Origin of the sequence: Micromonospora sp. WMMD1128, from assembly GCF_027497235.1 — a bacterium.
Taxonomy (GTDB): Bacteria; Actinomycetota; Actinomycetes; order Mycobacteriales; family Micromonosporaceae; genus Micromonospora.
Genome location: NZ_CP114902.1, coordinates 1719033 through 1742774 on the forward strand (window position 1 = coordinate 1719033; position 23742 = coordinate 1742774).

A 23742-nucleotide genomic window follows, 5' to 3' on the forward strand; every position below is an offset into this window, starting at 1 on the left:
TGGACACGGGTCGGCGTCGTGCCGTGGTCATCGGGTCGGCGTTGGGCCGTGGTTACCTGGTCGGCGGTCGTGGTCGCCCAGGGGCCGCCGGGTCGGCGTCGTGCCGGACGGGCCGCCGGATCACTGGAGGTAGCGCTCGACCTCCGGCACCGGGCGCTCGCCCTGCGCCTCCGGGTCGCCGTGCGCCTGACGGGCCGCCCGGCGGCGGCGGAGCAGGTCCCAGCACTGGTCCAGGGACTCCTCCAGGTGCCGCAGCCGCTCGCGGGCCTCGTCGTCGGTGCCGGCCTCGTGCTCCTGCGCGCCGGCGCGCAGCCGGTGCTCCTCGTCGACGAGTTCCGAGATCCGGCTCAGGATGGTCTTGTCGTCCATCCCCGAAGCTTGGCACAGCCGACGCGCCCGCGCCCGCGTTCCGCGCCGCGCGCCCGGGTGTCGCCCCCGCGCCCCGCCCGCGCTCGCGCGCCGAGTGTTAACAAGGGGCCCCGCCTCTACCGAATGCGTTAACAAGGGGCCCCTCCTTGCATGCAGGAAGGCTTGCGGCGTGGCGTATATCCCACCGGCTCCATTCTCGACAAAGAGATTGTTGTTACGTGAAATATCCTCTGTGCCGCCTTTTGATTCATCGCTCAGGATGGCATGCTCACGAGCAAGGTTCACGGGTCGAGACGGGGTAACGACCCTCAGTCAACCCGAGGGAGCGTTCAGGTGGTCGATTCGTCCGACCCGTCCCTGCCGTCATCACCCCGGAAGCCGCACACCGTGCCGCTGCGGCGGATCCTGCCCGCTGTCCTACGGGACCCGGCGCGCGCGCTCATCGACATCGGCAACCGCACCGGCGGCGACCTGGTCCGGCTCAACCTCGGTTCGTTCCGGCCCTACCTGGTCACCCACCCCCGGCACGTGCAGCACGTGCTGCGGGACCGGGCGGACAACTACGAGCGCGCCGGCGACGGGTTGTTCTGGCGTCCGGTCAAGCGGCTGTTCGGCGAGGGCATCCTCGGCGAGGGGCAGGTCTGGTCGGCCAGCCGCCGGATGTTGCAGCCGATGTTCACCGCCCGCCGGGTGGAGGCGCTCATCGACGGCATGGCCGACGCCATCTCCGACGCCGTCGACGAGCTGGACGAGCCGTACCGCGCCGGCCGCCCGGTCGACATCGGCGTCGAGCAGGCCCGCATCGTCAGTCGAGCGATCATGAAGGTGCTCTTCGCCGACCGGATCTCGGTGCCGGACGCGATGCGCGTGATCGACGCCCAGGACCGCATCGCCACCGCGGTCATCCCCCGGATCGTCGTGCCGTTCGCGCCGCTGTCGCTGCCCATGCCGGGGGACCGTACGTTCCGGCGTGCGGTGCGCGTCGTCGACGACGTGCTGGTGCCGATCGTCCGGCGGACCCGCGACGACGCCGACTCCGGCGACGACATCATCTCCACGCTCTGGCGGGCCCGCACCGACGACGGCCGGCGACTCGACGAGCGGCAGGTCCGCAACGACACCGTGGCCATGTTCGCCGCCACCACCGAGACCACCATCAACGTGCTCACCTGGGCCTGGCCCCACCTGCACCAGCACCCCGAGGTCGCCGGGCGGCTCTACGCCGAGATCGACGAGGTGGTCGGCGGCGGGCCGGTACGCCGCGAGCACCTCGACCGGCTCACCTACACCCGGATGGTGCTCGACGAGCTGCTGCGGCTCTATCCGATCGGCTGGATCATCCCGCGCCGCGCGGTCGCCGAGGACGTCATCGACGGCGTGCCGATCGAGGCCGGGGCCACCATGGCGGTCAGTCCGCTGATCACCCAGCGGATGCGGCAGTTCTGGGACCGCCCGGACGAGTTCGACCCGGAGCGGTTCCGGCCGGACCGGGTCCGCGCCCGCCACCGGTACGCCCACTTCCCGTTCGGCGGCGGCCCGCACCAGTGCCTCGGCATGTATCTGTTCTATCTGGAGGCCCAGCTCATCCTCGCCACCATGCTCAGCCGCTACCGTTTCCGCCTGCACCGCACCGACGTGCCCGGGCTGCGGCTGGCCGCCGCGTTGCGGCCACGCGAACGGGTCGAGCTGACGCTGCTCGCCGCCGGCCGGGTGGAGGCGGCGTGACCGGCGTACCGGCGTCGGATCCGATCGCCGCGGCGGCGGAGCAGGGCCGGATCTGCGCGCTCGCCGCGCACGGCCAGCGCGGGCTGCGCCGGGCCGCCGCCGCACATCCCGAGCTGTTCCCCGGTGACCCGTTCGACGCGACGTTGTTCAGCAGCATCGCCTCGGCCATGGCGTTCAGCGCGCCCTGGCACACGGCCGCGCAGCTGGCGGTCACCAACCGCGCGGTGCTGTGGGGCTTCGCCGTCGACTGGCTGGTCGACCACGAGGCGACCAGCCGCGCCGAGGTGGACCGGATCGGCCGTACCTGCCTGGACGTGCTCGACGGCGCCGGCGCCGACGACCCGCTGGGCCGGTTCCTCGCCGAGCTGCGCGACGACGTCGCGGCTGCGCCCGCCTACCGGGCGTTGCGCGGACGCTGGCGCGCCACGATGGAGCGCACGCTCGACGCGATGGCCCGGGAGTGGACGTGGCGACGCACCGGCCGCCCGACGCTCGCGGAATACCTGGCCAACGCCGACAACCTCGCCGCCACCGTGGTCAACGTGGCGCACTGGATCCACACCGGATCGGTGACCGACGCCGCCGTGCTGGACCGGCTGATCGAGGTCGGCGACGAGGTGCAGCGGGCCCTGCGGCTCGTCAACGACCTCGGCACCCACCGGCGGGACGTGGCGTCGGGCGACCTCAACGCGTTGCTGCTGGTGGACGACCCGGCGGAGGTCGAGCGGCGGTTCGCCGAGCAGGTGGACCACTGCCGCGTCCTGCTGGCGAAGCTGGCCGGCGAGGCGCCTCGGGAGGCCGACTTCCTGTCCCGGCAGCTCGGCTTCACCACCGGGTTCTACCGCCACACCGACTTCTGGGGTGTGCGGTGAGCCTCACCGCCCAGCCCACGACCCGGGCCGGCGCCGCCCAGCACCTGGTCGACGCGCTCGCCCGCGACCCGGCCGGGCAGACCTCGCCGTCGGTCTACGAGACCGGCCGGCTGACCGCGCTGGCGCCCTGGCTGCCCGGTCATGATGTGCGGGTGGCCTGGCTGCTCGACCGGCAGCGCCCGGACGGCGGCTGGGGTGGTCCCGGCGGCTACGCGCTGGTGCCGACGTTGAGCGCCGTCGAGGCCCTGCTGGCCGAGCTGCACCGGGCCGGGTCCACCAGCCCGGCGTCGGCGCCGACCGCCGCCGCGCACCGGGGCCTGGCCTTCCTGGCCGCCGCGCTGCGCGGCGACGCCCCGCCCGACCTACCGGCCACCGATCTGATCGTGCCCGCGCTGCTGGCCGCCGTCGACCGGCACCTCACCGGGCCGGCGGGTCCGCCGCCCGGGCTGGCCGAGTGGGCGGACCGGCCCCGCCTGCCGCTGCCGGCCGGTCTCGACCCGGCCCGGCTGACCCGGGTACGCGGACTGCTGGCCACCGGGCGGCCGGTGCCGGAGAAGCTGGCGCACGCGCTGGAGGTGGCAGGCGAGCTGGCGTACCGGGCGGCCGGGGTCCAACCCTCGGCGAGCGGGGCGGTGGGCGCCTCCCCGGCGGCCACGGCGGCCTGGCTCGGCCGACCCGAGCCCGGTCCCGCGCTCGACTACCTGCGCGCCGTCGCCGGGTCCGGGCCGGTGCCCTGCGCCAGCCCGATCACCGTCTTCGAGCGGGCCTGGGTGCTTGCCGTCCTGATCCGGGCCGGCGTCTCGGTGCGCGTGCCCGAGCCGGTGTCGGCCGGGCTGCGCGCCGCGGTCGGCGCGTCCGGCGCGGCCACCGCGCCGGGGTTGCCGGCCGACGCCGACACCACCTCGGTCGTGCTCTACACGCTGGCCCGGCTGGGCCGGCCGCTCTGCGTCTCCCCGCTCGCCGGGTACGACACCGGGCGCCAGTTCTGCACCTGGCCGGGGGAGGACGGCGCGTCGCTGACCACGAACGCGCACGTGCTCGACGCCCTCGGCGAGCACCCGACCCGGCCCGGAGTCACCGCGTCCCGCCGCCGGGTCACCGACTGGCTGGTGCGACGCCAGGAGCCGGACGGGCGGTGGGACGACCGCTGGCACGCCTCGGCGTACTACGCCACCTACGCGGTGTTGCTCGCCCTGGCCGATCACGCGCCCGACGGCGCGGCCCGCGACGCCGTGGAGCGGGGCGTGCGGTGGCTGCTGGACACGCAGCGGCCGGACGGCTCCTGGGGTCGCTGGCACGGCACCGCCGAGGAGACCGCGTACGCGGTGCTCACGCTGGCGCGGGCCGGCGGCTCGGGCGACGCCCGGATCGCCGCGGCGTTGGTGCGGGGTCGGGGTCGGCTGTCCGAGCTGGACCGTTGCGACGACGGACCGGCGCTCTGGCACGACAAGGACCTCTACCGCCCGACGCTCATCGTGCGCGCGGCGGTGCTCGCCGCCTCGGGACGCACCGGTTGGACATCGACGCAACCCCTACCTGCCATGATCAGGATCGCTTGAACGGAGTTCACGACGACTGCTAGCGTGCGCCGGAGTCGATCGAATGTCGGACCGACCGAAGACCGGGCCAGGACGGTGTGATGGGTTCCCGCAGTACGAATCTCCGTACGAAGATCATCGCCCTGCTGGCGTCGTTGGTCGCGCTCTGGGCGTTCGCCGCCTGGGTGACCGTGCGCGACGGGTTCAACCTGCTCGGCGTGCAGGCGCTCAACGCCCGGGTCTTCGAGCCGAGCGATCCGCTGCTGCTGGAGTTGCAGAACGAGCGCCGGCTCTCGCTGCGCTATCTGGGCGAGTCCGACCCCGGGCAGTTGGCGGAGTTGCGCACCCAGCGTGAGCGCACCGACGAGGCCGCCGGCGCGCTCTGGCGGTCGGTGCGGGACTGGCGCACCACGATCCCGGCCAGCGACGAGTTGGAGCAGCGCCTCGCCGAGCTGAAGGGCGAGATCGACCAGCTCGCCCAGGTGCGGGACGAGGTCGGCCGCAAGGCCATCGACCGGACCGCGACGCTCACCGCGTACGACGAGGCGGTCGACGGCATCTTCGCCGTATTCGACGCGCTCGGCGGCCTCGACGACGACCAGATCGCCCGGGACACCGCCGCGCTGATCGACCTGAACCGCTCCCGCGAGCTGCTGTCCCAACAGGACGCCCTGCTCACCGGCGCGGTCGCGGCCAACCGGCTGACCGTCGCCGAGCAGACCGCGTTCGCTCGGCTGGTCGGTGCGCAGTGGTTCCTCGGCGACCGCACCGCCCGGGAACTCGCCCCGACCGACCGGGCCCGCTACCAGCGGATGACCGAGGGTGACACCTTCAACCAGCTCCGTACGCTCCAGGACCGGGTGCTCGCGGCCAAGGGTGAGGACGTGCGGCCGCCGGTCACCGCCGCGGCCTGGCGGACCGCCGCCGACCAGGCGATGGCCGACCTGCGCGCGGTGATCCTCGCCGGTGGTGAGGACATCGTGTCCCGGGCCACCCCGGTCGCCGTCGGCGTCATCGTCCGGCTGGTGCTCGCCGCCGGTCTCGGTCTGATCGCCGTCGTCGCGTCCGTGATCGTCTCGATCACCACGGCCCGGGCGCTGGTCCGGCAGCTCGAACGGCTGCGTGAGGCGGCCCGGCGGCTGGCCGAGGAGCGGCTACCAAGTGTGGTGGAGCGGCTGGGTCGCGGCGAGGAGGTGGACGTCGCCCGCGAGGCGCCACCCCTGCAGTTCGGCGACGACGAGATCGGCCAGGTCGGCCGGGCCTTCAACGCGGTGCAGGAAACCGCCGTGCGCACCGCCGTGGAGCAGGCCGAGCTGCGCCGCAGCGTCCGCGACGTGTTCCTCAGCCTGGCCCGGCGCACCCAGGCGCTCGTGCACCGCCAGCTGACCCTGCTCGACGCCATGGAACGCCGCGAGCACGACGCCGAGGAGCTGGAGGACCTGTTCCGGGTCGACCACCTGGCCACCCGGATGCGGCGCAACGCGGAGAACCTGATCGTGCTCTCCGGCTCGACGCCCGGACGGGCCTGGCGACGCAACGTGCCCATGGTGGACGTGGTGCGCGGCGCGGTCGCCGAGGTCGAGGACTACACCCGGGTGACCGTGCGGCCGTTGGGCGCGGTGTCACTGACCGGCCGCGCCGTCGGTGACGTGATCCACCTGCTGGCCGAGCTGATCGAGAACGGCCTCTCCTTCTCGCCGCCGCAGACCACCGTGGAGGTTCGCGGCCAGCTCGTCGCCAACGGCTTCGCCATCGAGATCGAGGACCGTGGCCTCGGCATGAGCGGTGACGAACTGGCCGCCGCCAACGGCCGCATCGTGGACCGGTCCGAGCTGAACCTGGCCGACGCCGCCCGACTCGGCCTGTTCGTGGTCAGCCGGCTCACCGAACGGCACGGCGTGAAGGTGCAACTGAGAGAGTCGGCGTACGGCGGCACGACCGCGGTGGTGCTGATCCCCCGCGAACTGATCACCACGGACGCCGGTGAGCCCGCCGCCGTCGCGCCGCCGCCGGTCGACGAGCCGGCGGAGACGCCGGCCGCCGCCGAGGACACCGGCGCGGTCCGGGCGAGCGGCGACGGCGACGCCGGTGCGACCGCGCCGGCCACCCCCGCCACGCCCGAGACCGAGCCGGAACCGGCGGCGCCCCGGCTGACCCCGTCCGGGCTGCCGGCGCGTACCCGCAAACGACAGTCGGCGGCCGCCGCGCCGACCGCGGAGCTGGCCGTGGTCGAGCCCCGCGCCACCCCGGCGGCGACCGACGAGACCCCGCCGGTCACCGACGCGGGGTTGCCGGTCCGGGTACGCCAGGCCAGTCTTAACCCGGAGCTGCGGCACGACCCGTCCGGCGCGGGCGACGACGAGGCGGGGGACATGGCACGCGCGCCGGAGCAGGTACGCCAGATGATGAGCTCCTACCAGAGTGGAACCCGCCGCGGCCGCACTGACGCGGCCCGACTGCTCGGCGGGGCGCACGGGGCCGGCGGTGGGCCGGCCGACGCAAACGAGCAGGCCACCTGACCGGCCGTCGACGCCGACGGATCCGGGACGAGAACGGCACACCAGCCGGGGAGAAGAGGACGACGAGTGGCGCAGAAGACGGCTTCGGGCGCGGATCTTGCGTGGCTGCTGGATGACCTGGTCGGCCGGGTCAAGCAGGCGGAACACGCCGTGGCGCTCTCCACCGACGGACTGCTGATGGCCTCGTCCCGCGGATTGAGCCGGGACGACGGCGAGCACCTGGCGGCGATGGCGGCGGGCATCCAGAGCCTCGCCCGTGGCGCGGGCAAGCGGTTCGGTGGTGGTCAGGTGCAGCAGACCATCATCGAGATGCAGTCCTCCTTCCTCTTCGTCACCGCGGCCGGCCGCAACGCCTGCCTCGCGGTGCTGGCGTCGGAGGACGCGGACGTGGGTTTGATCGCGTACGAGATGGCCATGCTTGTCACCCGGGTCGGCCGGTTCGTCGCCTCACCGACCCGGGAACAGCCCGCCGGCGAGAACGCGGCACGATGACCGGCCAGGGGGAGCCCACGGAGCAGGAGTGGGTCGACGACCACGCGGGTCCGGTGGTTCGCCCGTACGCGGTGACCGGTGGCCGGGCCCGCCCGGTGACCGGCACGTTCGATCTGATCTCCCTGGTGAGCTCGACCCGCACCGAGGTGGGATCGGAGTCCGGGCTCGGCCCGGAGCACGTGGCGATCGTCGGCCTCTGCCAGCGGATCCAGTCCGTGGCCGAGATCGCCGCCCATCTCGACCTGCCCGTGGGCACCGTCCGGGTTCTCCTCGGAGACCTGGCGGCCCGCAGTCTGGTGCAGGTACGCGAGCCGCGCGCCACCCCCGCCGGCCTTCCCGACGAGCACGTTTTCGAGGCGGTAATCAATGGACTACGGGCGCTCTGAGCGGCCGGCGGGTGCGGCCCCGCTGCCCACCGCGATCAAGATCCTGATCGCCGGTGGCTTCGGCGTCGGCAAGACCACAATGGTCGGCGCGGTAAGCGAGACCCGCCCGCTGCGTACCGAAGAGGTGCTGACCGAGACCGGCATCGGCATCGACGACCTGTCCGGCGTGGAGGAGAAGTCGACCACCACCGTGGCGATGGACTTCGGCCGGATCACCCTCAGCGACGACCTGGTGCTCTACCTGTTCGGCACGCCCGGGCAGGACCGGTTCTGGTTCGTCTGGGACGAGTTGGCGCTCGGCGCGCTCGGCGCGGTGGTGCTTGCCGACACCCGGCGGCTGGCCGACTGCTTCCCGTCGATCGACTACTTCGAGGGGCGGGGCACGCCGTTCGTGGTGGCGGTGAACTGCTTCGAGGGCGCCCGCGAGTTCCGGCTCGACGAGGTGCAGGCGGCGCTCGACCTGGACCCGGGCGTGCCTGTGGTGCTGTGCGACGCGCGGCGGCGGGAGTCGGCCAAGGAGGTGCTGATCACGCTGCTGGAGCACGCCATGAAGCTGCGCGAGGCGCGCCGCCGCGCCGCCGACGACTGAGCGCGTCCGCCGTCCGGGCAGCCTTCGGCGTGGCTCCGTGCCGCACGTCTCGGGGCAGCCTGGGCGGGCGGATCGTGAGAGCCTGTGGCGCATGACCGAGGTGAACGTACGGGCGATGTCCCCGGAGGAGTTCGACCGCTGGCAGGACGAACTCGCCGCCGGCTACGCGCAGGAGCACGTGGCCGCCGGCAACTGGACTCCGGAGGAGGCGCTCGACCGCGCACGGGAGGCGAGCGCCGTCCTGCTGCCGCAGGGCATGGCCACACCCGGCATGCTGTTCCTGCTCGGCGTGCTGCCCGACGGCTCGCCGGTCGGGCGCCTGTGGCTCGGCCTCACCCATCCGCGCGGGCTCGCCGGCTGCGCCTTCCTCTACGACATCGAGGTGGCCGCCGAGCACCGGGGCCGAGGTCTGGGGCGGGCGTTGCTCGCCGCGGGCGAGCGGGCCGCCCGGGAGCAGGGCGCCCAGGCGCTCGAACTGAACGTCTTCGGCTCCAACGAGACGGCGCGCAGGCTGTACGAGACGTCCGGCTACCGGGTGGTCACCCAGCAGATGCGCAAGGACCTGCCCGCCTAGCGCCGGTCCGGGCCGCTCACTCCTAGCGCCGGTCCGGTGGGCCGGGCCGGGCCCGGCGAACAGGCCCGAGATCGTCAGAGGCGGGTGGCGGTCCGGACCAGGGCGGCGAGGGCCCTTGACCGGCTGTGCGGCGGCCACGCGATCACCGTGGTCACCGTGGGCGCGTCCGGCACCGGCACGGCGGCCAGGTCGGGGAGCAGCAGCGTCCGGGCCGACTCGGGCAGCACCGCCGTGGCCCGGCCGAGCGCGATGAGCTGGAACAGCTGGGTGTGGTCGCGGACCTCCGGGCCCGGCCCGTCCGGATACGTGCCGTCCGAGCGCGGCCAGCGCGGCATCGGCAGGTCGGTCAGCGCCTCGACGTCGGCCGTCCGCAGCTGCGCCCGACCGGCCAGCGGATGCGTGGCCGGCAGGATGACCACCTGCTGTTCCGTCACCAACTCCTCGGTGTCCAGCCCGGCCGTCGAGTCGAACGGCAGGTGCAGCAGCGCCACGTCGGCCCGCCCGTCGCGCAGCAGCCGGCCCTGCTCGCCGATGCCGCACAACAGCACGTCCACCGGGACCGCGTCCGGCTCGGCGGCGTACGCGTCGAGCAGTTTCGGCAACAGCTCGCTCGACGCGCCGGCCTTCGTGGCCAGCACCAGGCCCGGGCCGCCACCCGCGACGGACGCGGCGCGGCGGGTACGCCGGTCGGCGGCGGCCACCGCGTCGAGCGCGGCGTGTCCCTCGCGCAGCAGCACCGCGCCGGCCGGGGTCAACGCCACGGTCCGGCTGTCGCGTTCCAACAACCTCACCCCGAGCCGCCGTTCGAGCGCTCTGATCGCCCGGGACAGCGGCGGCTGGGCGATGCCGAGGCGTCGCGCGGCGCGGCCGAAGTGCAACTCCTCGGCCACCGCGACGAAGTAGCGCAGCTCCCGCGTCTCCACCCCACCACCGTACCGCCGGACCGATACCCGCCGGGTATCGGACGCTACCCGGATGGTGTTGGAGCACCGGCGGCGACCCGGACAGGATCGACTGCATGAGCGAACGCAGGATTGCGCTGGTGACCGGCGCGAACAAGGGAATCGGGTACGAGATCGCGGCCGGCCTGGGCGCGCTGGGCTGGCGGGTGGGCGTCGGCGCCCGGGACGAGCAGCGCCGGGCGGCCGCCGTGGCGAAGCTGCGCGCGGACGGCGTGGACGCCTTCGACGTGCCGCTGGACGTGACCGACGACGCGAGCGTGACCGCCGCCGCCCGCCTGCTGGCGGAGGCCGGCGGCCTCGACGTGCTGGTCAACAACGCGGGCGTCACCGGCGGCATGCCGCAGCAGCCCGGCGACGTGGACGTGGCGACAGTGCGGACGGCGGTCGAGGTCAACGTGATCGGCGTCGTCCGGGTCACCGAGGCGATGCTGCCGTTGCTGCGCCGCTCGGCGGCGCCCCGGATCGTCAACATGTCCAGCGGCGTCGGCTCGCTCACCCGGCAGAGCGCCTCCGCCGGGGAGCACCAGACCGGGCCGCTGTCCGTGGCGTACGCGCCGTCGAAGTCGATGCTCAACGCGGTGACCATCCAGTACGCCAGGGCGCTCGGCGACACGAACATCCTGATCAACGCCGCCTGCCCGGGTTTCACCGCGACCGACCTGAACGCCTTCCGTGGGGTGCGGACGCCGCAACAGGGCGCGGCGATCGCGATCCGGCTGGCCACGCTGCCCGACGACGGGCCGACCGGCGGCTTCTTCGAGGACGCCGGCGTGGTGCCGTGGTGACCGTCGCGGATCATGCGGCCCTCAGTGGGTGATCCGGTAGCCGTCGGCCGCCGTGTCGATCCGGGCGAGGTCGGCCGAGGTCAGGCCGCGACCGGTGAACCGCTCGACCGCCACCAGCCCTTTCTCCACATGGTCGCCGGCCTCGGCGAAGTCGAGGCCGGCGACCGCTGTCGACACCTCCGGCGGATAGACGTCGCGCCCCCACGGCTCGGACGCGGCGAGCAGCCGGCCGTCCTCGGCGAAGGAGAGCCGGGTGACGGCGTTGACGTTCCAGAACATGCTTGCCGCCCGGCCACCGATCGAGGCGGCGCACAGCACCGCCGCATCCGAGCCCCGGTAGCCGTTGTCCTCGACGACCACTACCGCGTCGTCGTCGGCCAGCACGGCGGCGACCCAGGTGTGGGCCGCTCCGCGCAGGGACAGGTCACGGCGGAGGGTGTCGACCGGCTCCGGGCGGGCCGGATCCGCGCCGAAGGCGCGCACCACCTGCTCGACCGAGGCGCCGGTGACGACCGTGACGGTCGCCGCCTGCGAGATCGGGGAGCGCTGGATCCACCGGTACGCGTGCTCGGGCGGCCGGGCCGGCTCGGGCTCGCCGCGCAGCCGGTGCCCGAGCTGATCGGAGCGCCGGTGCACCACCTCCGGCGCGGTCGGGGCCGACCAGACGACGAGCTTGTAGCCCTCCAGCCCGGCGTCGTTGTCGTCGCGCCCGCGGGCGTGCACCCGGACCCGGTAGTCGCCCGGCCACGGCGGGGTGAGCCGCGACGATCTGCCGTCGCCCGGCACCCAGGACGTGTCACCGGCGGCGGCGTGCCAACTGACCTCGACGATCTCCTCCCACCCCGACTCCACCTCGTCCGGCGGCCCGGCAAGCACGAGAAGCTCGACGCGCACGTGACCGGTCGCGACGCCGGTGCGCACCGCCACGCCACCGTCGACCACGGCGACCAGCCCGTTGCCCGTGAAGTCGACCTCGTCGGGGAGCCCGTGCTCGGCGAGCCCGAACCGGTGCCCCTCGACGTGCAGGGTGCTGGAGGAGTGTCGCGGCAGCAGATATTCCGCGCGGATCCGCTCCAGCAGCGCCGCCGCGTACACCGGCGGCAGTGGCACCTCGCGCAGCACGAGCGCTGCCGCGCCGACGGCCAGGCCCACGACGGCGGCGGCGCGCTCCACGATCACCGGCGGGTCCGCCTGGTGCACCGCGGCACCGGCGACCGCCACGGCGAGGCCGAGATGGGCGGCGCCGTGTGCGGCGGCGATCGCCGGCTCATCGGCCCCGGCCGGCGTGCCGGCGAGCAGCGGCGCGACGCTCCGATGCGGGACCAGGGCCCGCACCGCGGCGACCACCCGGTCGGTCAGCCCGGGGCGCAGCGCGTGCAGCACGGTCGCGGCGGACGTCGCCGCGCTGTCATTGCCGCCGCCGGTGGTCAACCACGCGTACTGGCCCGCCGGCGGCGGGGGTAGGTCGCCGACCAGATCCGGCGCGCCACTCCAGTCGTGCTCGGCGACCGTTGACTCGAGCGCGCCGAGCAGGCGCTCCACCGGCAGCGGACCGAGCGCGCGCATCTCGGCCATCCAGTCGGGCTCGTCGCCGCGCGGCTGGACCGGCCAGCGGTGCGCCTGGTGCGGATCCGCCTCCGCCGGTGCGGCCAGGCGCCCCAGCAGCCGCGCCGGCGGGACGGGCACCCGGGCCGCGAACACCGGTATCGTCGCGGCGGCGAAGGCGGCCAGCGCGTCGTTCACCGCATCCAGTGGTGCGGGCATGTGGGACCTCCCCGTCCGGTCTTCCGACAGCGGGCAGAGAATCGCATCAACCCCCGACAGTTCCGGCCGGCGTGCCATCATCGGCGGCGTGGCTAGCGAGTCCCGGCACCTCAGCGTGCACATCGACCGTCCGGTCGCGACGGTCTACGCGTTCGCGTCCGACCCGGCCAACCTGCCCCGCTGGGCACCCGGCCTGGGCGGCTCGGTGACGCGCGAGGGCGGCGACTGGTTCGTGGAGACGCCCGCGGGCCGGGCCCGGCTGACGTTCGCGCCGGCGAACGACTACGGCGTGCTCGACCACGAGGTGCGGACGCCGTCCGGCGAGACGGTGTACGTGCCGTTGCGCGCCATCGCCGACGGCGACGGCACCGAGGTGGTGTTCAGCCTGCGGCGGGGGCCCGGCATGAGCGATGTGGAGTTCGAGCGGGACACCGCTCTGGTCGAGGCCGACCTGGCCCGGCTCAAGGCTGTGCTGGAGTCCGCAGAGCGGTGAAGGTCGCCGTTGTCGTGACCACAGAGCGCAATTCCTTGATGGCTTGTGCCCCGTTTTGCAACCTTGATCCTTTCCGGATGTAGTTTTCATTGACTCCGGCTTGCGTCGTGGATAGCGTCGGGGCCAGGTTGATTGACCGATGACAACCACGGGGATGGCATGAGTGAGGTTCTGCGGCGCTGGCCGCATTCTTGGCTGCATTATTGAGCTGTCTCGGCAGACCCATCTCGGGTTTTCTGGTCCTGGGATGGGTCTTTTTTGGCATTCGCCTGAGGCGGTTCGCCGGGTGAATTAGGGGCATGGCCGCGCTGGTGAAGGCCGTTGCGGCGCATTGATCGCACCGATCGATTCTCGGCATTCTTCTGCCTTTTCCGCGATTGCGCCTGCCGCACTTTCGGGCATTTTTCCAGTGCTGTGTCGACACGAATTATTCGTGGTCGGCGTGGCGCAGCGTGTCCTTTTCCCGGCGGAAGCAGGTCCGCCGGTCCCTATTGGTGAGGAGTGTTGATGGGTCAACGTCGAGTGGCTGTGGGGGTGGCGTCCGCGCTGCTGGCCACGTCGGTGCTGGCGGTTCCGCCGGCTGTGTCATCCGCTGCGCCTGCGGTGCCGCAGAAGGAGGTGTCGGAGGCGCCGCAGGTGTCGCCGCGGTCGTCGTCGAAGGTGTGGTTGTTCGACTCGCCGCAGCGCGCCGTGGCACGGGCCGCGGCGGGGGCGGCGCCGTCGGTGCCGAAGGGCACCGGGCCGGTACGTAGCGGCACCCTGGTGCCGTTCTCGCTGGCGGATCGGATGGAGGTGAAGGTCAACGTCGGGTCCGGGAACCTGATGGTGAACACCACGGACCTGACGTTGCCGGGGATCGCCGGGAACGTGACGCTGGGCGCGTCGTTCAACAGCCTGATGTTGGGCAGTGACCTGTCGGTCGGTGCGCACGGGCCGGGTTGGCGGACCAGGGGCGGGCAGGATGTGAAGCTGTATCCGGCCGACGACGGGTCGGTGACCTACGCTGCCGCCGACGGGGTGGTGGGTAAGTTCACCTGGTCCGGGTCGGCCTACACGACGCCGGGTGAGTTCAAGGCCAAGCTTGTCAAGAACGGGACCGGCTGGAAGCTGACCGAGAACGACAGCGGCAAGGAGTTGTTCTTCACCTCCGACGGTCTGCTGGACAAGACCGAGGACCGCAACGACAACGTCACCGACTACTCCTACAGCGGCGGCCAGCTGACCCAGGTCGTCTCCGACCGGGGTGGCCAGTACGCTCGCACGGCCACGGTGACGTTCGTGAACGGGCGGCTGAAGACGTACGAGCAGAGTGACGGCTACAACGTGGTCCGGACGGTGTCCTACAAGTACGACACCAACAACCGGCTGCAGGCGATCGACCTGCTGGGGGCGACCCGGCAGTGGGCGTTCGAGTACAACGGCGCCGGTGACCTGACCAAGATCTGGTCCAAGGACGACCTCTACAGCGTCGTCACCTACGACGGGCAGCACCGGGTCACCTCGTTCACCCAGGTCACCGACACCGCCACCGGCCAGGGCGCGACCACCCGGTTCGCGTACCCGACGTCGTCGCAGACGAAGATGGCCGACCCCCGCCAGGACCTGTCGCAGCCGGTGGCGTCCGTGCCGCACACCACGTACGACCTGAACAGCGACAAGCGGGTCACCAAGGCCACCGACCCGGCGGGCCATGAGCGGTCCAGGACGTACACGCCGTGGCAGGACGTGGCCACCGACGTCAGCCCTGAGGGCAGCACGGTCACCAACACCTACGGCGCCAACGCCGGTCAGTCGCTGACCAAGTCGGCGTCGCCGTCCGGTGCCAGCGCCTCCGCGGCGTACGCGAACGCGGCGACCTCGACGAACCCGACGGCGAACTTCCAGCCCTCCTCGTCGATCGACACTCAGGGCAACAGCTCCACCTACACCTACAACGGCGCCGGCAACCGCACCTCCACCGCCGACGCGCTTGCCGCCGAGGCGGAGGTCGACTACAACAGCGACGGCACCGTCAAGTCCTCCACTGACCCGGGGAACACCGACAACCCCACCACCTACGCCTACGACAGCGACAAGCAGATCACGACGCTCACCCCGCCGACCGGCAACGGGCTGGCGGTCAAGACGTTCACCTACGACGTCCTCGGCCGGGTCCACACCGTCGCCCAGGGTGGTTGCACCACGATCTACGACTGGAGCAAGGACGACCGGCTGGACAAGACGAGCTACGCCGGCTGCGGCAACCTCACCCCCGTCATCTACCAGTACGGGCGCGTCGGAAACCTGATAAGCCGCACCGACTCCACCGGCACCACCACCTACGAGTGGGACAACCTCAACCGGCTGCACAAGCGCACCAACCCCGGCACCGCCACGTTCGTCTACGACCACGACCTCGCCGGCAACCTGACCGGGATCACCGACGGCCGCGGCACGACCAAGCACTACTACAACACCCGTAACTGGCTGGTGCGCACCGACACCGCCGGCGGCACCCGCTACAACTACTCCTACGACGACGACGGCAACCGCGAGAATACCTTCTTCGCCGCCAACACCAACAACAGCGTGTACGCCCTACGCGTCAAGACGGTCTACGACAAGTCGAACCGGCCCACCCGCATCACCGCCACCCGCAACTCCGCCGCCCCGGCGACGGTGTTCGACGTGACCTACTGCTACGCCGAGTACACCTCCGGGCAGCCCTGCTCCACCGCCACCGCCGACGACACCGGCCTACGGCAGTGGCAGAAGGACGAGAGCACGGGCGCGATCAGCCAGTTCACCTACGACGAGGCCAACCGGCTGACCAAGGCCACCAACTACAACGGCAAGACCTACGACTACACGTACGACAGCAACGGCAACCGCACCACCGTCAAGGTCGACGGCACCACCACCCAGACCCTGACGTTCAACACCGCCAACCAGATCACCACCACCAACAACACCTACGACAACCGCGGCAACCAGACCCGCGCCAGCAGCCCCACGGTCAACCCGATGACCTACAACGGCGCCAACCAGATGACCGGCGCGAACTCCGGCACCTACGCCTACGCCGGCACCGACCAGGTCGAGTTGACCCGCGCCGGGACCACCACCATGCAGTACGGCTACGAGGACCAGCACGGCATGCCGTGGCTTCAGTCCTGGACCGCTGGCGGCACCACCGTCTACGTCGAACGGGACGGCCTCGGCACCCCGCTGGGTTTGCGCGTCAACGGCACGGACACCGCCTTCGTCCTCGACGGACTCGGCACTCCAGTGGCGGTCGTCAAGGCGAACGGCGCGCTCGCCGCGACCTACAAGTACGACCCGTACGGCAACGCCACCACCACCGACGAGTACAACCTCGGCGCCAGCAACATCGTCCGTTACACCGGCGGCATCTACGACTCCTCGACCGGACTCACCAAGCTCGGCCAGCGCTGGTACAACCCTCAACAAGGCCGCTTCACCCAGCAAGACAATCTCAGTTTCATCGGCAGCCCAGAGCACGGCAACCGATACGCCTACGCTGGCTGCAACCCCATCAGCTACATTGATCCCACGGGACAGCTGTTCTCGCCTGAATTTAACTGTGGGGTGGCCGCCGTTTCGTTCGTGGTCGCCACCGGCCTGTTAGTCGCGGCCACTGTAACCGGGGCAGGTTTCGCCCTGGCGGCCATCGGATACGGTCTTGGCGGGCTCGGCATTCTTGGTAGCTGCTACGACGAGGAAGGTGACGCAATCCTCTAGCGTCACGGAAGAACTAGGAGTGGAGAATTGGGTAAAACCCCCCGCTGGATGTATTGGGGAATCTTGGTTGTCGCAATCGGCGTTCTTGCGGCTCAGGTATTCTCAGGTTTTGATCGACCTGTAGAGGTCACCGCAGGCTTCTTGGCCGCAGTAATGGTGATCTTCTGCGTTGTTGCACTAATCATCCATCGCGACAGAAGCGATTCGTAACGGTGCAGTTACTTTGGGTCGGGGTCCTGTCAGTGCGACTCCGACCCAAAGCGCTGCTATATCCCGCAGCCGCTCGAAGGGAAGGGCTTGCAGCTGCAGGGGCCGAGGAGGCTGGCGGCGTCACCGAGGATGCCGGCCGGCGATACGCACCCGGTCGGTCAGCTCTCGTGCCAGCGGGTCACACCGCTGGCCTCCTCGACCCGCTCACCCGCCGCCGCGACGACCTGGGTGAACGCGGCACGGATCTACTCCGGACCGCGCACGTCCCGGGCCAACCGCCGCTACCTGCGCCGGCGTGGGATCGTCGCGACCATCCCGTCCAAGGCCGACCAGGACGCCAACCGGCGCAAACTCGGGTCGAAGGGCGGTCGACCACCCGCCTTCGCCCCCGAACGCTACAAGCTCCTGATCCTTTCGATCATCCACCCGGCCATCTATGCGATCGCGAATCCCAAGGCCGACTACTTCGCGGTGACGAAATACTTCGAGGACTACGTCATGGACGGCCGGACGGTGTGGCTGACCTACTGGCACCGGCCGCTGCACGCCGTGACTGATGCTTTCGACGCGGCCGGGTTCCGCATCATGACGATCAGCGAGCCGCCCCCTGCTCCGGACACTCCCGCAGAACTGCTTCCGCCGGACCTGCCTTCCGGGTCCTTCATGTGCTTCCTGTTCTTCGTCCTCGAATCCGTCTAGCCGGCGGTTCGAGGACGCGGCGCTCAGCGGCGGGTCAGTGTCACGAACCGGGTCCACGCGGCCGGGGTGAAGGTGAGCACCGGCCCGGACGGGTCCTTCGAGTCGCGGACGCCGACCACGCCGCGCAGGTTGCCGGCCACCTCGACGCAGTCGCCGCCGTTGCCGCCGCTGCGGGTGCTCTTGCGCCACCGGGCGCCGCTCAGGCCGACGCCGCCGCTCAAGTCAATGCCGCCGCTCAGGCCCATGCCGCCGCAACTTCCCTCAACAGTTCCAGGGTCCGCGCGCGGGGCAGTGCCTCGCCCCGGATGCGTTCCCACCGACGCTCCAGGGTAGCAATCTCCGAGGGCTGCTCGATGATCTGCGCCTGCGCCTGGCTGTCCACATGCGCCACCCGGCTGCCGTCGCGCAGCTCGGCGATGATGAACGGCCCGTCCAGCCCGGGATAGGTGGGCGTGTCGGCGGGCACCACGTGGAGTTGTACGTTCGGCAGCTCGGCGCAGGCCGCCAGGTGTGCGACCTGGGCGGCCATCAGCGGCCGGTCGCCGGCGGCGGCGCGACGCAGCACCTGCTCGTCGAGCACTACCACGTACAGCGGTCCGCGTTGCCGGTTGAGGATGCCCTGCCGGTCCAGCCGCGCGGCGACCAGATCGGTGACCTCGTCGGCGGTGAGCGGTTGACCGAGGAACGTCGCGCGGGCGTACCCCTCGGTCTGCAACAGGCCGGGCACCCAGGCGAGTTGGAACGCGCGCAGCGCGACCGCCTCGCGTTCGATGTCCACCCACGGGCGGAACCACACCGGCTCGCGACGGCGACCCGCGTCCGGCCAGAGCGCGTCCATCGGCAGGCCGAGCAGGTTCGCGACCGTCGCGCGGTGCCGGCTCTGCCGAATGTGCCCCGGGTTCGCCCACCGGGCCACCGTCTTCGGATGCAGGCCGAGCCGTTCCGCCAGGGTCTCGGCGGTGTGGCCCGAGCCGGCAAGCGCGGTGACGAAGGCATGGTTCATGCCGGTTCCTCCCCGGAGCAAAAGAAGCGTCCGAAGGAGATTACACAACGCTGTGTGATTGTGTGGCCACGTTCGGCACGGTGGAGGCATGACTGACCCGACACCGATCTCCGCGTACCCCCGGGTGGTGCTGCCGCTGCCCACGCACCGCGCGTGCGGTCCGGCCTGGCGCTGCGACGACTGCGGCGAGCCCTGGCCGTGCCCGGCGCTGCGCGCCGTGCCCACCGACGCGGCCCGGCGCGCGACGCTGATCCCCGAGTTCTCCCGGATCACCCGCCAGGCCATCCGCGACCTGCGTGGGCAGCCCGGCGGACCGGACCCGGTCGCGATCGTGCGGCGCTTCCTGTGGTTCATGCCGCTCACCGACGCGGAGGCGCGCGCCGTAGCCCTCCGCCTCCGCTGAGATGCAAGGCGGGGGCCCTTCTTAACACACGTGTGTTAAGAAGGGCCCCCGCCTAACAGCAGCAGCCGATCAGCTCGCGATCATCCGGCGCAGCACGTACTGGAGAATGCCGCCGTGCCGGTAGTAGTCCGCCTCACCGGGAGTGTCGATGCGGACCACGGCGTCGAACTCCACGCCAGTGTCGGTGGTGACGGTCACCGTGCGCGGGGTGTCGCCGTCGTTGAGCGCGGTCACGCCGCTGATCGAGAACGTCTCCGTGCCGGTCAGGCCCAGCGACTCCGCGGTGGTGTCCACCGGGAACTGGAGCGGCAGGACGCCCATGCCGATCAGGTTCGAGCGGTGGATCCGCTCGTATGACTCGGCGATGACCGCCTTCACCCCGAGCAGCATGGTGCCCTTGGCCGCCCAGTCGCGCGACGAACCCGAGCCGTACTCCTTGCCGGCCAGGATGACGAGCGGGACGCCCGCCTCCTGGTACGCCATCGAGGCGTCGTAGATCGACGACTGCTCGCCGGTGAGGTGGTTGACCGTGAAGCCGCCCTCCACCCCCGGGACGAGCTGGTTGCGCAGCCGGATGTTGGCGAACGTGCCCCGGATCATCACCTCGTGGTTGCCCCGGCGGGAGCCGTACGAGTTGAACTCGTGCCGGGCCACGCCGTGCTCGGCCAGGTAGGTGCCGGCGGGGGAGTCCGCCTTGATCGAGCCGGCCGGGGAGATGTGGTCGGTGGTCACCGAGTCACCGAGCTTCGCCAGGACGCGCGCGTCGGCGATGTCCTGCACCGGGGTCGGCTGCTGCTGCATGCCCTCGAAGTACGGGGGCTTGCGCACGTACGTCGAGTCGCCGTCCCAGGAGAACGTGTCGCCGGTCGGGGTCGGCAGCGACTGCCAGCGCTCGTCGCCGGCGAACACATCGGCGTACGCGGCGCTGAAGCCGGTCGCGCCGATCGCGGAGGCGATGACGTCCTGGATCTCGGCGCTGTTGGGCCAGATCTCCCGCAGGAACACCGGGTTGCCCTGCGAGTCCTCACCGATCGGCTCGTTGGCCAGGTCGATGTCCATCGTGCCGGCGAGCGCGTACGCGACCACGAGCGGCGGGGACGCCAGGTAGTTCATCTTGACGTCCGGGTTGATCCGACCCTCGAAGTTGCGGTTGCCGGACAGCACCGAGACGACCGCCAGGTCGCCCTCGTTGACGGCGGCGGAGACCTCCTCCGGCAGCGGGCCGGAGTTGCCGATGCAGGTGGTGCAGCCGTAGCCGACCAGGTTGAAGCCGAGCTTCTCCAGGTACGGCGTCAGGCCGGACCGGTCGTAGTAGTCCATGACGACCTTCGAGCCCGGCGCGAGGGTGGTCTTCACCCACGGCTTGCGGGCCAGGCCCTTCTCCACCGCGTTGCGGGCCAGCAGCGCCGCGCCGATCATCACCTGCGGGTTCGAGGTGTTGGTGCAGGAGGTGATCGCGGCGATCACCACGGCGCCGTGGTCCAGCTCGTACTCGACGCCGTCGGCGCCGGTCACGCGTACCGGGTTGCTGGCCCGGCCGCCCGCGCCCACGGCGGCGGTCTCCAGGTCACGCGGCGCGTCCGCCGGATCGTTGACGCCGTTGGCCGGCGCGTCGCTGGCCGGGAAGGACTCGGCGCTCGCCTCGTCGGCCGGGCCGTCGGTGCCGAACGGCTTCTGCTGCTGCGGCACGCCCGGCTTGCGGGCCGGGTCGCCGCCGGTCTCGTCGGCGGCCACGTAGTCGGTGAGCGCGGAGCGGAACAGGGTCTTGGCGCTGCCGAGCGGCACCCGGTCCTGCGGGCGCTTCGGGCCGGCGAGGGACGGTTCGATGGTGCCGAGGTCCAGCTCCAGGCGCTCGGAGTAGTCTGGCTCGTGGTCCGGGTCGTGCCAGAGGCCCTGCTCCTTGGCGTACGCCTCGACCAGCGCGACCTGAGACGCGTCGCGCCCGGTCAGCTCCAGGTAGCGGACGGTCTCGCCGTCGATCGGGAAGATCGCCACGGTGGAGCCGTACTCCGGCGACATGTTGCCGATGGTGGCGCGGTTGGCGAGCGGCACCGCGCTCACGCCCGGACCGTAGAACTCGACGAACTTGCCGACCACGCCGTGCTTGCGCAGCATCTCGGTGATGGTCAGCACCAGGTCGGTGGCGGTGGTGCCGGCCGGCATCTCACCGGAGAGCTTGAAGCCGACCACGCGCGGGATCAGCATGCTGACCGGCTGGCCGAGCATCGCGGCTTCGGCCTCGATGCCGCCGACGCCCCAGCCCAGCACGCCCAGGCCGTTGACCATGGTGGTGTGCGAGTCGGTGCCGACGACGGTGTCCGGATACGCCTGGCCGTTGCGCTCCATGATCGTACGGGCCAGGTACTCGATGTTGACCTGGTGCACGATGCCGGTGCCCGGCGGGACGACCTTGAACTCGTTGAACGCGCTCTGGCCCCAGCGCAGGAACTGGTAGCGCTCCTTGTTGCGCTCGTACTCCAGCTCGACGTTGCGCTCGAAGGCGTCCTCGCGGCCGAACAGGTCGGCGATGACCGAGTGGTCGATGACCAGCTCGGCCGGCGCGAGCGGGTTGACCTTGGTGGCGTCGCCGCCGAGGTCGCGCACGGCCTCGCGCATGGTCGCCAGGTCGACGACGCAGGGCACGCCGGTGAAGTCCTGCATCAGCACCCGGGCCGGGGTGAACTGGATCTCCACGCTCGGGTCGGCGGTGGGGTCCCACCCGCCGAGCTGCCGGATGTGGTCGGCGGTGATGTTCGCGCCGTCCTCGGTCCGCAGCAGGTTCTCCAGCAGGATCTTCAGGCTGTAGGGCAGCCGTTCGTGCCCCTCCACCTTGCCGATCCTGAAAATCTCGTAGCTCGCGTCTCCGACGCGTAGCTGGGTCTTCGCACCGAAGGTGTCGAGGCTCGCCACGTCGTACTCCTTCACACCAGCGACCGTGAGTAGTCCTGAGCAGTTTGTCGCACCGACCGGGGCGCCGCCGTGCTTAGGCGACACTTACCTACGTCGGCATCTACAAAACCGTACGTCCGTCTTGCTATTCACGCAACCTCGCGCCACGCTGCGGGACGAGGAGGCGCCCACCATGATCCACCACGTCCCCGCCCGCAAGGCCCACCCGGTGCTGGACGGTGACGGCCCCTCGGGCTGAGCCTGCGCGGGTAGGGTCGGGGGCGTGGTCGACGTGCAGCACTGGCTCTCCGCGCTACCCCCGGGCGTGATCTACCTGATCGTCGCCGGGGTGATCGGCGTCGAGAGCATGGGCGTTCCGCTGCCCGGCGAGATCGTGCTGGTCAGCTCCGCCCTGCTCGCCGCCACCGGGGTGGTCCAACCCGAGTGGGTGGCCGCCGCCGCCGCGACCGGCGCGATCGTCGGCGACTCCATCGGGTACGCCGTGGGCCGCCGCGGTGGCCGGCCGCTGCTGGAACGGCTGGGCCGACGCTTCCCCAAGCACCTCGGCCCGGCGCACCTGGCCCGCGCCGAACAGAGCTTCGCCCGCCACGGCGTGTGGGCGGTCTTCTTCGGGCGGTTCGTCGCACTGCTGCGCATCCTCGCCGGCCCGCTCGCCGGGGCGCTGCACGTGCCGTACCGCAGGTTCCTGGTGGCGAACGCGGCCGGCGGCCTGGTCTGGGCGTTCGGCACGACGTACCTGCTGTTCTACGTCGGGCGGGCCGCCGAGCACTGGCTGAAGGACATCTCCTGGGCCGGGCTGGTGCTCGCCGTGCTCGCCGGCCTGGTCAGCACGTGGTGGCTGCGCCGCCGCGCGAAGCGGCTGCCCCCGGTCGAGGCGCCGGACAGGCCCGAGCCGGTCGGGGCGACGGAACGCTGAAAGGGCCCGACCCCCGGTGGTGGGGTCGGGCCTGCTCGGGTGTGCCAGGCCCCCGACCCCGTGCTCTTTTCGATACGCGAATGGGCCCGACCCCCGGTGGTGGGGTCGGGCCCATTCGTGTGGTTGTGGGTCAGGAGGTCGAGTAGCCGCGGGTGGCGATCCAGTCGGCGAGGTGGTCGACGGTGATGTGGTAGGAGGCGGTGTTCGGGTTGGCGCTGTCGGCGATGGTGACGGTCTTGCCGCCGTTCTGGTAGCCGACGATGCTGATGTAGTGGCCGCCTTCGAAGGCGTGGGGGTTGCCGTCGGTGTCGGTGGTGGTGCCGGCGATGTTGGCTACGACCGCGCGGCCGTCGTCGATGGTGCGGACGATGTCGGTGCGCAGGGTGTCGGTCTGCTTGTCGTCGGCCTTGGGTGTCTTGATTTCGACGGACTTGTAGGTTTTGCCGGTTTCCTTGTTCAGGACGGGGGTGATGTCGTTGATGCTGTTGGTGCCGTCTTCGGTGGTGCCCATTTCCTTGGCCATGGTGTCGACGTCGATGTTCTTGCCGAGGACGCTGATGGCGTTGCGGGCGGCGGCGGGGCCGCAGTAGTAGAAGTTGGGCTGGGCTTGGTAGCGCACGTCGAGTTCCCGATCGCCGCTCGTGCGGTCGGCGACGACGGCGGTCTTGGGGGCCGGGGTGGCGTGGGCGGCGATGGCGGGTCCGGCGATGCCGCCGGTGGTGGCGGCGATGCCGGCGGCGGTCAGCACGGTCTTACGCAGCAGGGTGGTAGCCATGATGGTTGCCTCCCAGG

At 71.5% G+C, this 23742-nt stretch carries 20 protein-coding genes and 1 pseudogene; 14 read left to right on the top strand and 7 right to left on the bottom strand.

Features of this window, described 5'->3' with window-relative positions:
• Positions 1-120 precede the first annotated feature (120 nt).
• Complete coding sequence (locus O7602_RS08275) at positions 121-369, bottom strand: DUF2630 family protein (RefSeq protein ID WP_281587623.1); 249 nt, start codon at positions 367-369, stop codon at positions 121-123.
• Between the two features lie 387 nt (positions 370-756).
• Here O7602_RS08275 and O7602_RS08280 point away from each other — a divergent pair, with 387 nt between their 5' ends.
• The 8 genes from O7602_RS08280 (at position 757) to O7602_RS08315 (ending at position 9064) form a co-directional block, all read left to right on the top strand.
• The gene (locus O7602_RS08280) at positions 757-2094 is read left to right on the top strand and encodes a cytochrome P450 (RefSeq protein ID WP_281590206.1); all 1338 of its coding nucleotides are present in this window, start codon (positions 757-759) and stop codon (positions 2092-2094) included.
• Positions 2091-2966: a terpene synthase family protein gene (locus O7602_RS08285; RefSeq protein WP_281587624.1), complete on the top strand. Its 876-nt coding sequence runs from the start codon at positions 2091-2093 to the stop codon at positions 2964-2966. Before O7602_RS08280 ends, O7602_RS08285 begins: the two co-directional genes overlap by 4 nt.
• Entirely contained in the window at positions 2963-4525 is a 1563-nt protein-coding gene (locus tag O7602_RS08290) for a prenyltransferase/squalene oxidase repeat-containing protein (RefSeq protein WP_281587625.1), read from the top strand. Before O7602_RS08285 ends, O7602_RS08290 begins: the two co-directional genes overlap by 4 nt.
• Positions 4526-4605: 80 nt before the next feature.
• Entirely contained in the window at positions 4606-7023 is a 2418-nt protein-coding gene (locus O7602_RS08295) for a nitrate- and nitrite sensing domain-containing protein (protein ID WP_281587626.1), read from the top strand.
• Positions 7024-7089: 66 nt separating this feature from the next.
• Positions 7090-7515 (top strand): roadblock/LC7 domain-containing protein, encoded by a 426-nt coding sequence (locus tag O7602_RS08300; protein ID WP_281587627.1) that lies wholly within the window; start codon positions 7090-7092, stop codon positions 7513-7515.
• Positions 7512-7901, top strand: coding sequence for a DUF742 domain-containing protein (locus tag O7602_RS08305; protein WP_281587628.1), 390 nt, complete (start codon positions 7512-7514; stop codon positions 7899-7901). Before O7602_RS08300 ends, O7602_RS08305 begins: the two co-directional genes overlap by 4 nt.
• Positions 7882-8490: an ATP/GTP-binding protein gene (locus tag O7602_RS08310; RefSeq protein WP_281587629.1), complete on the top strand. Its 609-nt coding sequence runs from the start codon at positions 7882-7884 to the stop codon at positions 8488-8490. The genes O7602_RS08305 and O7602_RS08310 overlap by 20 nt, the downstream gene beginning before the upstream one ends.
• Before the next feature lie 91 nt (positions 8491-8581).
• On the top strand, positions 8582-9064 hold the full coding sequence (locus O7602_RS08315; protein WP_281587630.1) for a GNAT family N-acetyltransferase: 483 nt from the start codon (positions 8582-8584) through the stop codon (positions 9062-9064).
• A gap of 74 nt (positions 9065-9138) precedes the next feature.
• Here O7602_RS08315 and O7602_RS08320 read toward each other — a convergent pair whose 3' ends face one another.
• Entirely contained in the window at positions 9139-9987 is an 849-nt protein-coding gene (locus O7602_RS08320; RefSeq protein WP_281587631.1) for a LysR family transcriptional regulator, read from the bottom strand.
• Between the two features lie 95 nt (positions 9988-10082).
• Between O7602_RS08320 and O7602_RS08325 the strand changes: the two genes are divergently transcribed.
• A complete protein-coding gene (locus tag O7602_RS08325; RefSeq protein ID WP_281587632.1) occupies positions 10083-10811 on the top strand; it encodes an SDR family oxidoreductase in 729 nt (242 codons plus the stop codon).
• Between the two features lie 21 nt (positions 10812-10832).
• On the opposite strand, the gene O7602_RS08330 is transcribed toward O7602_RS08325, so the two are convergent.
• Positions 10833-12575, bottom strand: a complete 1743-nt coding sequence (locus O7602_RS08330; protein WP_281587633.1) for a DUF6461 domain-containing protein — start codon at positions 12573-12575, stop codon at positions 10833-10835.
• A gap of 88 nt (positions 12576-12663) precedes the next feature.
• Between O7602_RS08330 and O7602_RS08335 the strand changes: the two genes are divergently transcribed.
• From O7602_RS08335 to O7602_RS08345, 3 genes and pseudogenes are all read left to right on the top strand, one after another.
• Positions 12664-13068, top strand: coding sequence for an SRPBCC family protein (locus O7602_RS08335; RefSeq protein ID WP_281587634.1), 405 nt, complete (start codon positions 12664-12666; stop codon positions 13066-13068).
• A gap of 507 nt (positions 13069-13575) precedes the next feature.
• Complete coding sequence (locus O7602_RS08340; protein ID WP_281587635.1) at positions 13576-16809, top strand: RHS repeat-associated core domain-containing protein; 3234 nt, start codon at positions 13576-13578, stop codon at positions 16807-16809.
• Positions 16810-17283: 474 nt separating this feature from the next.
• Positions 17284-17394 (top strand): annotated as a pseudogene (locus O7602_RS08345) (IS5/IS1182 family transposase); the annotation flags it as partial.
• 347 nt (positions 17395-17741) lie between these two features.
• Here O7602_RS08345 and O7602_RS08350 read toward each other — a convergent pair.
• Together O7602_RS08350 and O7602_RS08355 are read right to left on the bottom strand one after the other, a co-directional pair.
• Complete coding sequence (locus tag O7602_RS08350; protein WP_281587636.1) at positions 17742-17963, bottom strand: DUF397 domain-containing protein; 222 nt, start codon at positions 17961-17963, stop codon at positions 17742-17744.
• Positions 17954-18721, bottom strand: a complete 768-nt coding sequence (locus O7602_RS08355) for a DUF5753 domain-containing protein (protein ID WP_281587637.1) — start codon at positions 18719-18721, stop codon at positions 17954-17956. Before O7602_RS08355 ends, O7602_RS08350 begins: the two co-directional genes overlap by 10 nt.
• An 88-nt stretch (positions 18722-18809) precedes the next feature.
• Between O7602_RS08355 and O7602_RS08360 the strand changes: the two genes are divergently transcribed.
• Positions 18810-19124 carry a hypothetical protein gene (locus tag O7602_RS08360; protein WP_281587638.1) on the top strand — a complete coding sequence of 105 codons (315 nt, stop codon included), beginning with the start codon at positions 18810-18812 and terminating at the stop codon, positions 19122-19124.
• 69 nt (positions 19125-19193) lie between these two features.
• Here the strand turns inward: O7602_RS08360 and O7602_RS08365 are convergent, their stop codons facing one another.
• Positions 19194-22049: an aconitate hydratase gene (locus O7602_RS08365; RefSeq protein WP_281587639.1), complete on the bottom strand. Its 2856-nt coding sequence runs from the start codon at positions 22047-22049 to the stop codon at positions 19194-19196.
• A 247-nt stretch (positions 22050-22296) separates the two neighbouring features.
• Here O7602_RS08365 and O7602_RS08370 point away from each other — a divergent pair, with 247 nt between their 5' ends.
• Positions 22297-22950, top strand: a complete 654-nt coding sequence (locus tag O7602_RS08370; RefSeq protein WP_281587640.1) for a DedA family protein — start codon at positions 22297-22299, stop codon at positions 22948-22950.
• 130 nt (positions 22951-23080) lie between these two features.
• Here the strand turns inward: O7602_RS08370 and O7602_RS08375 are convergent, their stop codons facing one another.
• A complete protein-coding gene (locus tag O7602_RS08375) occupies positions 23081-23725 on the bottom strand; it encodes a C39 family peptidase (RefSeq protein WP_281587641.1) in 645 nt (214 codons plus the stop codon).
• Between the last annotated feature and the right edge of the window lie 17 nt (positions 23726-23742).

Excerpts from the sequence above, each read along its gene's own strand:
- O7602_RS08315 (WP_281587630.1), top strand. The coding sequence starts at position 8,582 with ATGACCGAGGTGAACGTACGGGCGATGTCCCCGGAGGAGTTCGACCGC.
- O7602_RS08305 (WP_281587628.1), top strand. The coding sequence starts at position 7,512 with ATGACCGGCCAGGGGGAGCCCACGGAGCAGGAGTGGGTCGACGACCAC.
- O7602_RS08330 (WP_281587633.1), bottom strand. The coding sequence starts at position 12,575 with ATGCCCGCACCACTGGATGCGGTGAACGACGCGCTGGCCGCCTTCGCC.
- O7602_RS08325 (WP_281587632.1), top strand. The coding sequence starts at position 10,083 with ATGAGCGAACGCAGGATTGCGCTGGTGACCGGCGCGAACAAGGGAATC.
- O7602_RS08355 (WP_281587637.1), bottom strand. The coding sequence starts at position 18,721 with ATGAACCATGCCTTCGTCACCGCGCTTGCCGGCTCGGGCCACACCGCC.
- O7602_RS08295 (WP_281587626.1), top strand. The coding sequence starts at position 4,606 with ATGGGTTCCCGCAGTACGAATCTCCGTACGAAGATCATCGCCCTGCTG.
- O7602_RS08275 (WP_281587623.1), bottom strand. The coding sequence starts at position 369 with ATGGACGACAAGACCATCCTGAGCCGGATCTCGGAACTCGTCGACGAG.
- O7602_RS08340 (WP_281587635.1), top strand. The coding sequence starts at position 13,576 with ATGGGTCAACGTCGAGTGGCTGTGGGGGTGGCGTCCGCGCTGCTGGCC.
- O7602_RS08350 (WP_281587636.1), bottom strand. The coding sequence starts at position 17,963 with ATGGGCCTGAGCGGCGGCATTGACTTGAGCGGCGGCGTCGGCCTGAGC.
- O7602_RS08360 (WP_281587638.1), top strand. The coding sequence starts at position 18,810 with ATGACTGACCCGACACCGATCTCCGCGTACCCCCGGGTGGTGCTGCCG.
- O7602_RS08310 (WP_281587629.1), top strand. The coding sequence starts at position 7,882 with ATGGACTACGGGCGCTCTGAGCGGCCGGCGGGTGCGGCCCCGCTGCCC.
- O7602_RS08375 (WP_281587641.1), bottom strand. The coding sequence starts at position 23,725 with ATGGCTACCACCCTGCTGCGTAAGACCGTGCTGACCGCCGCCGGCATC.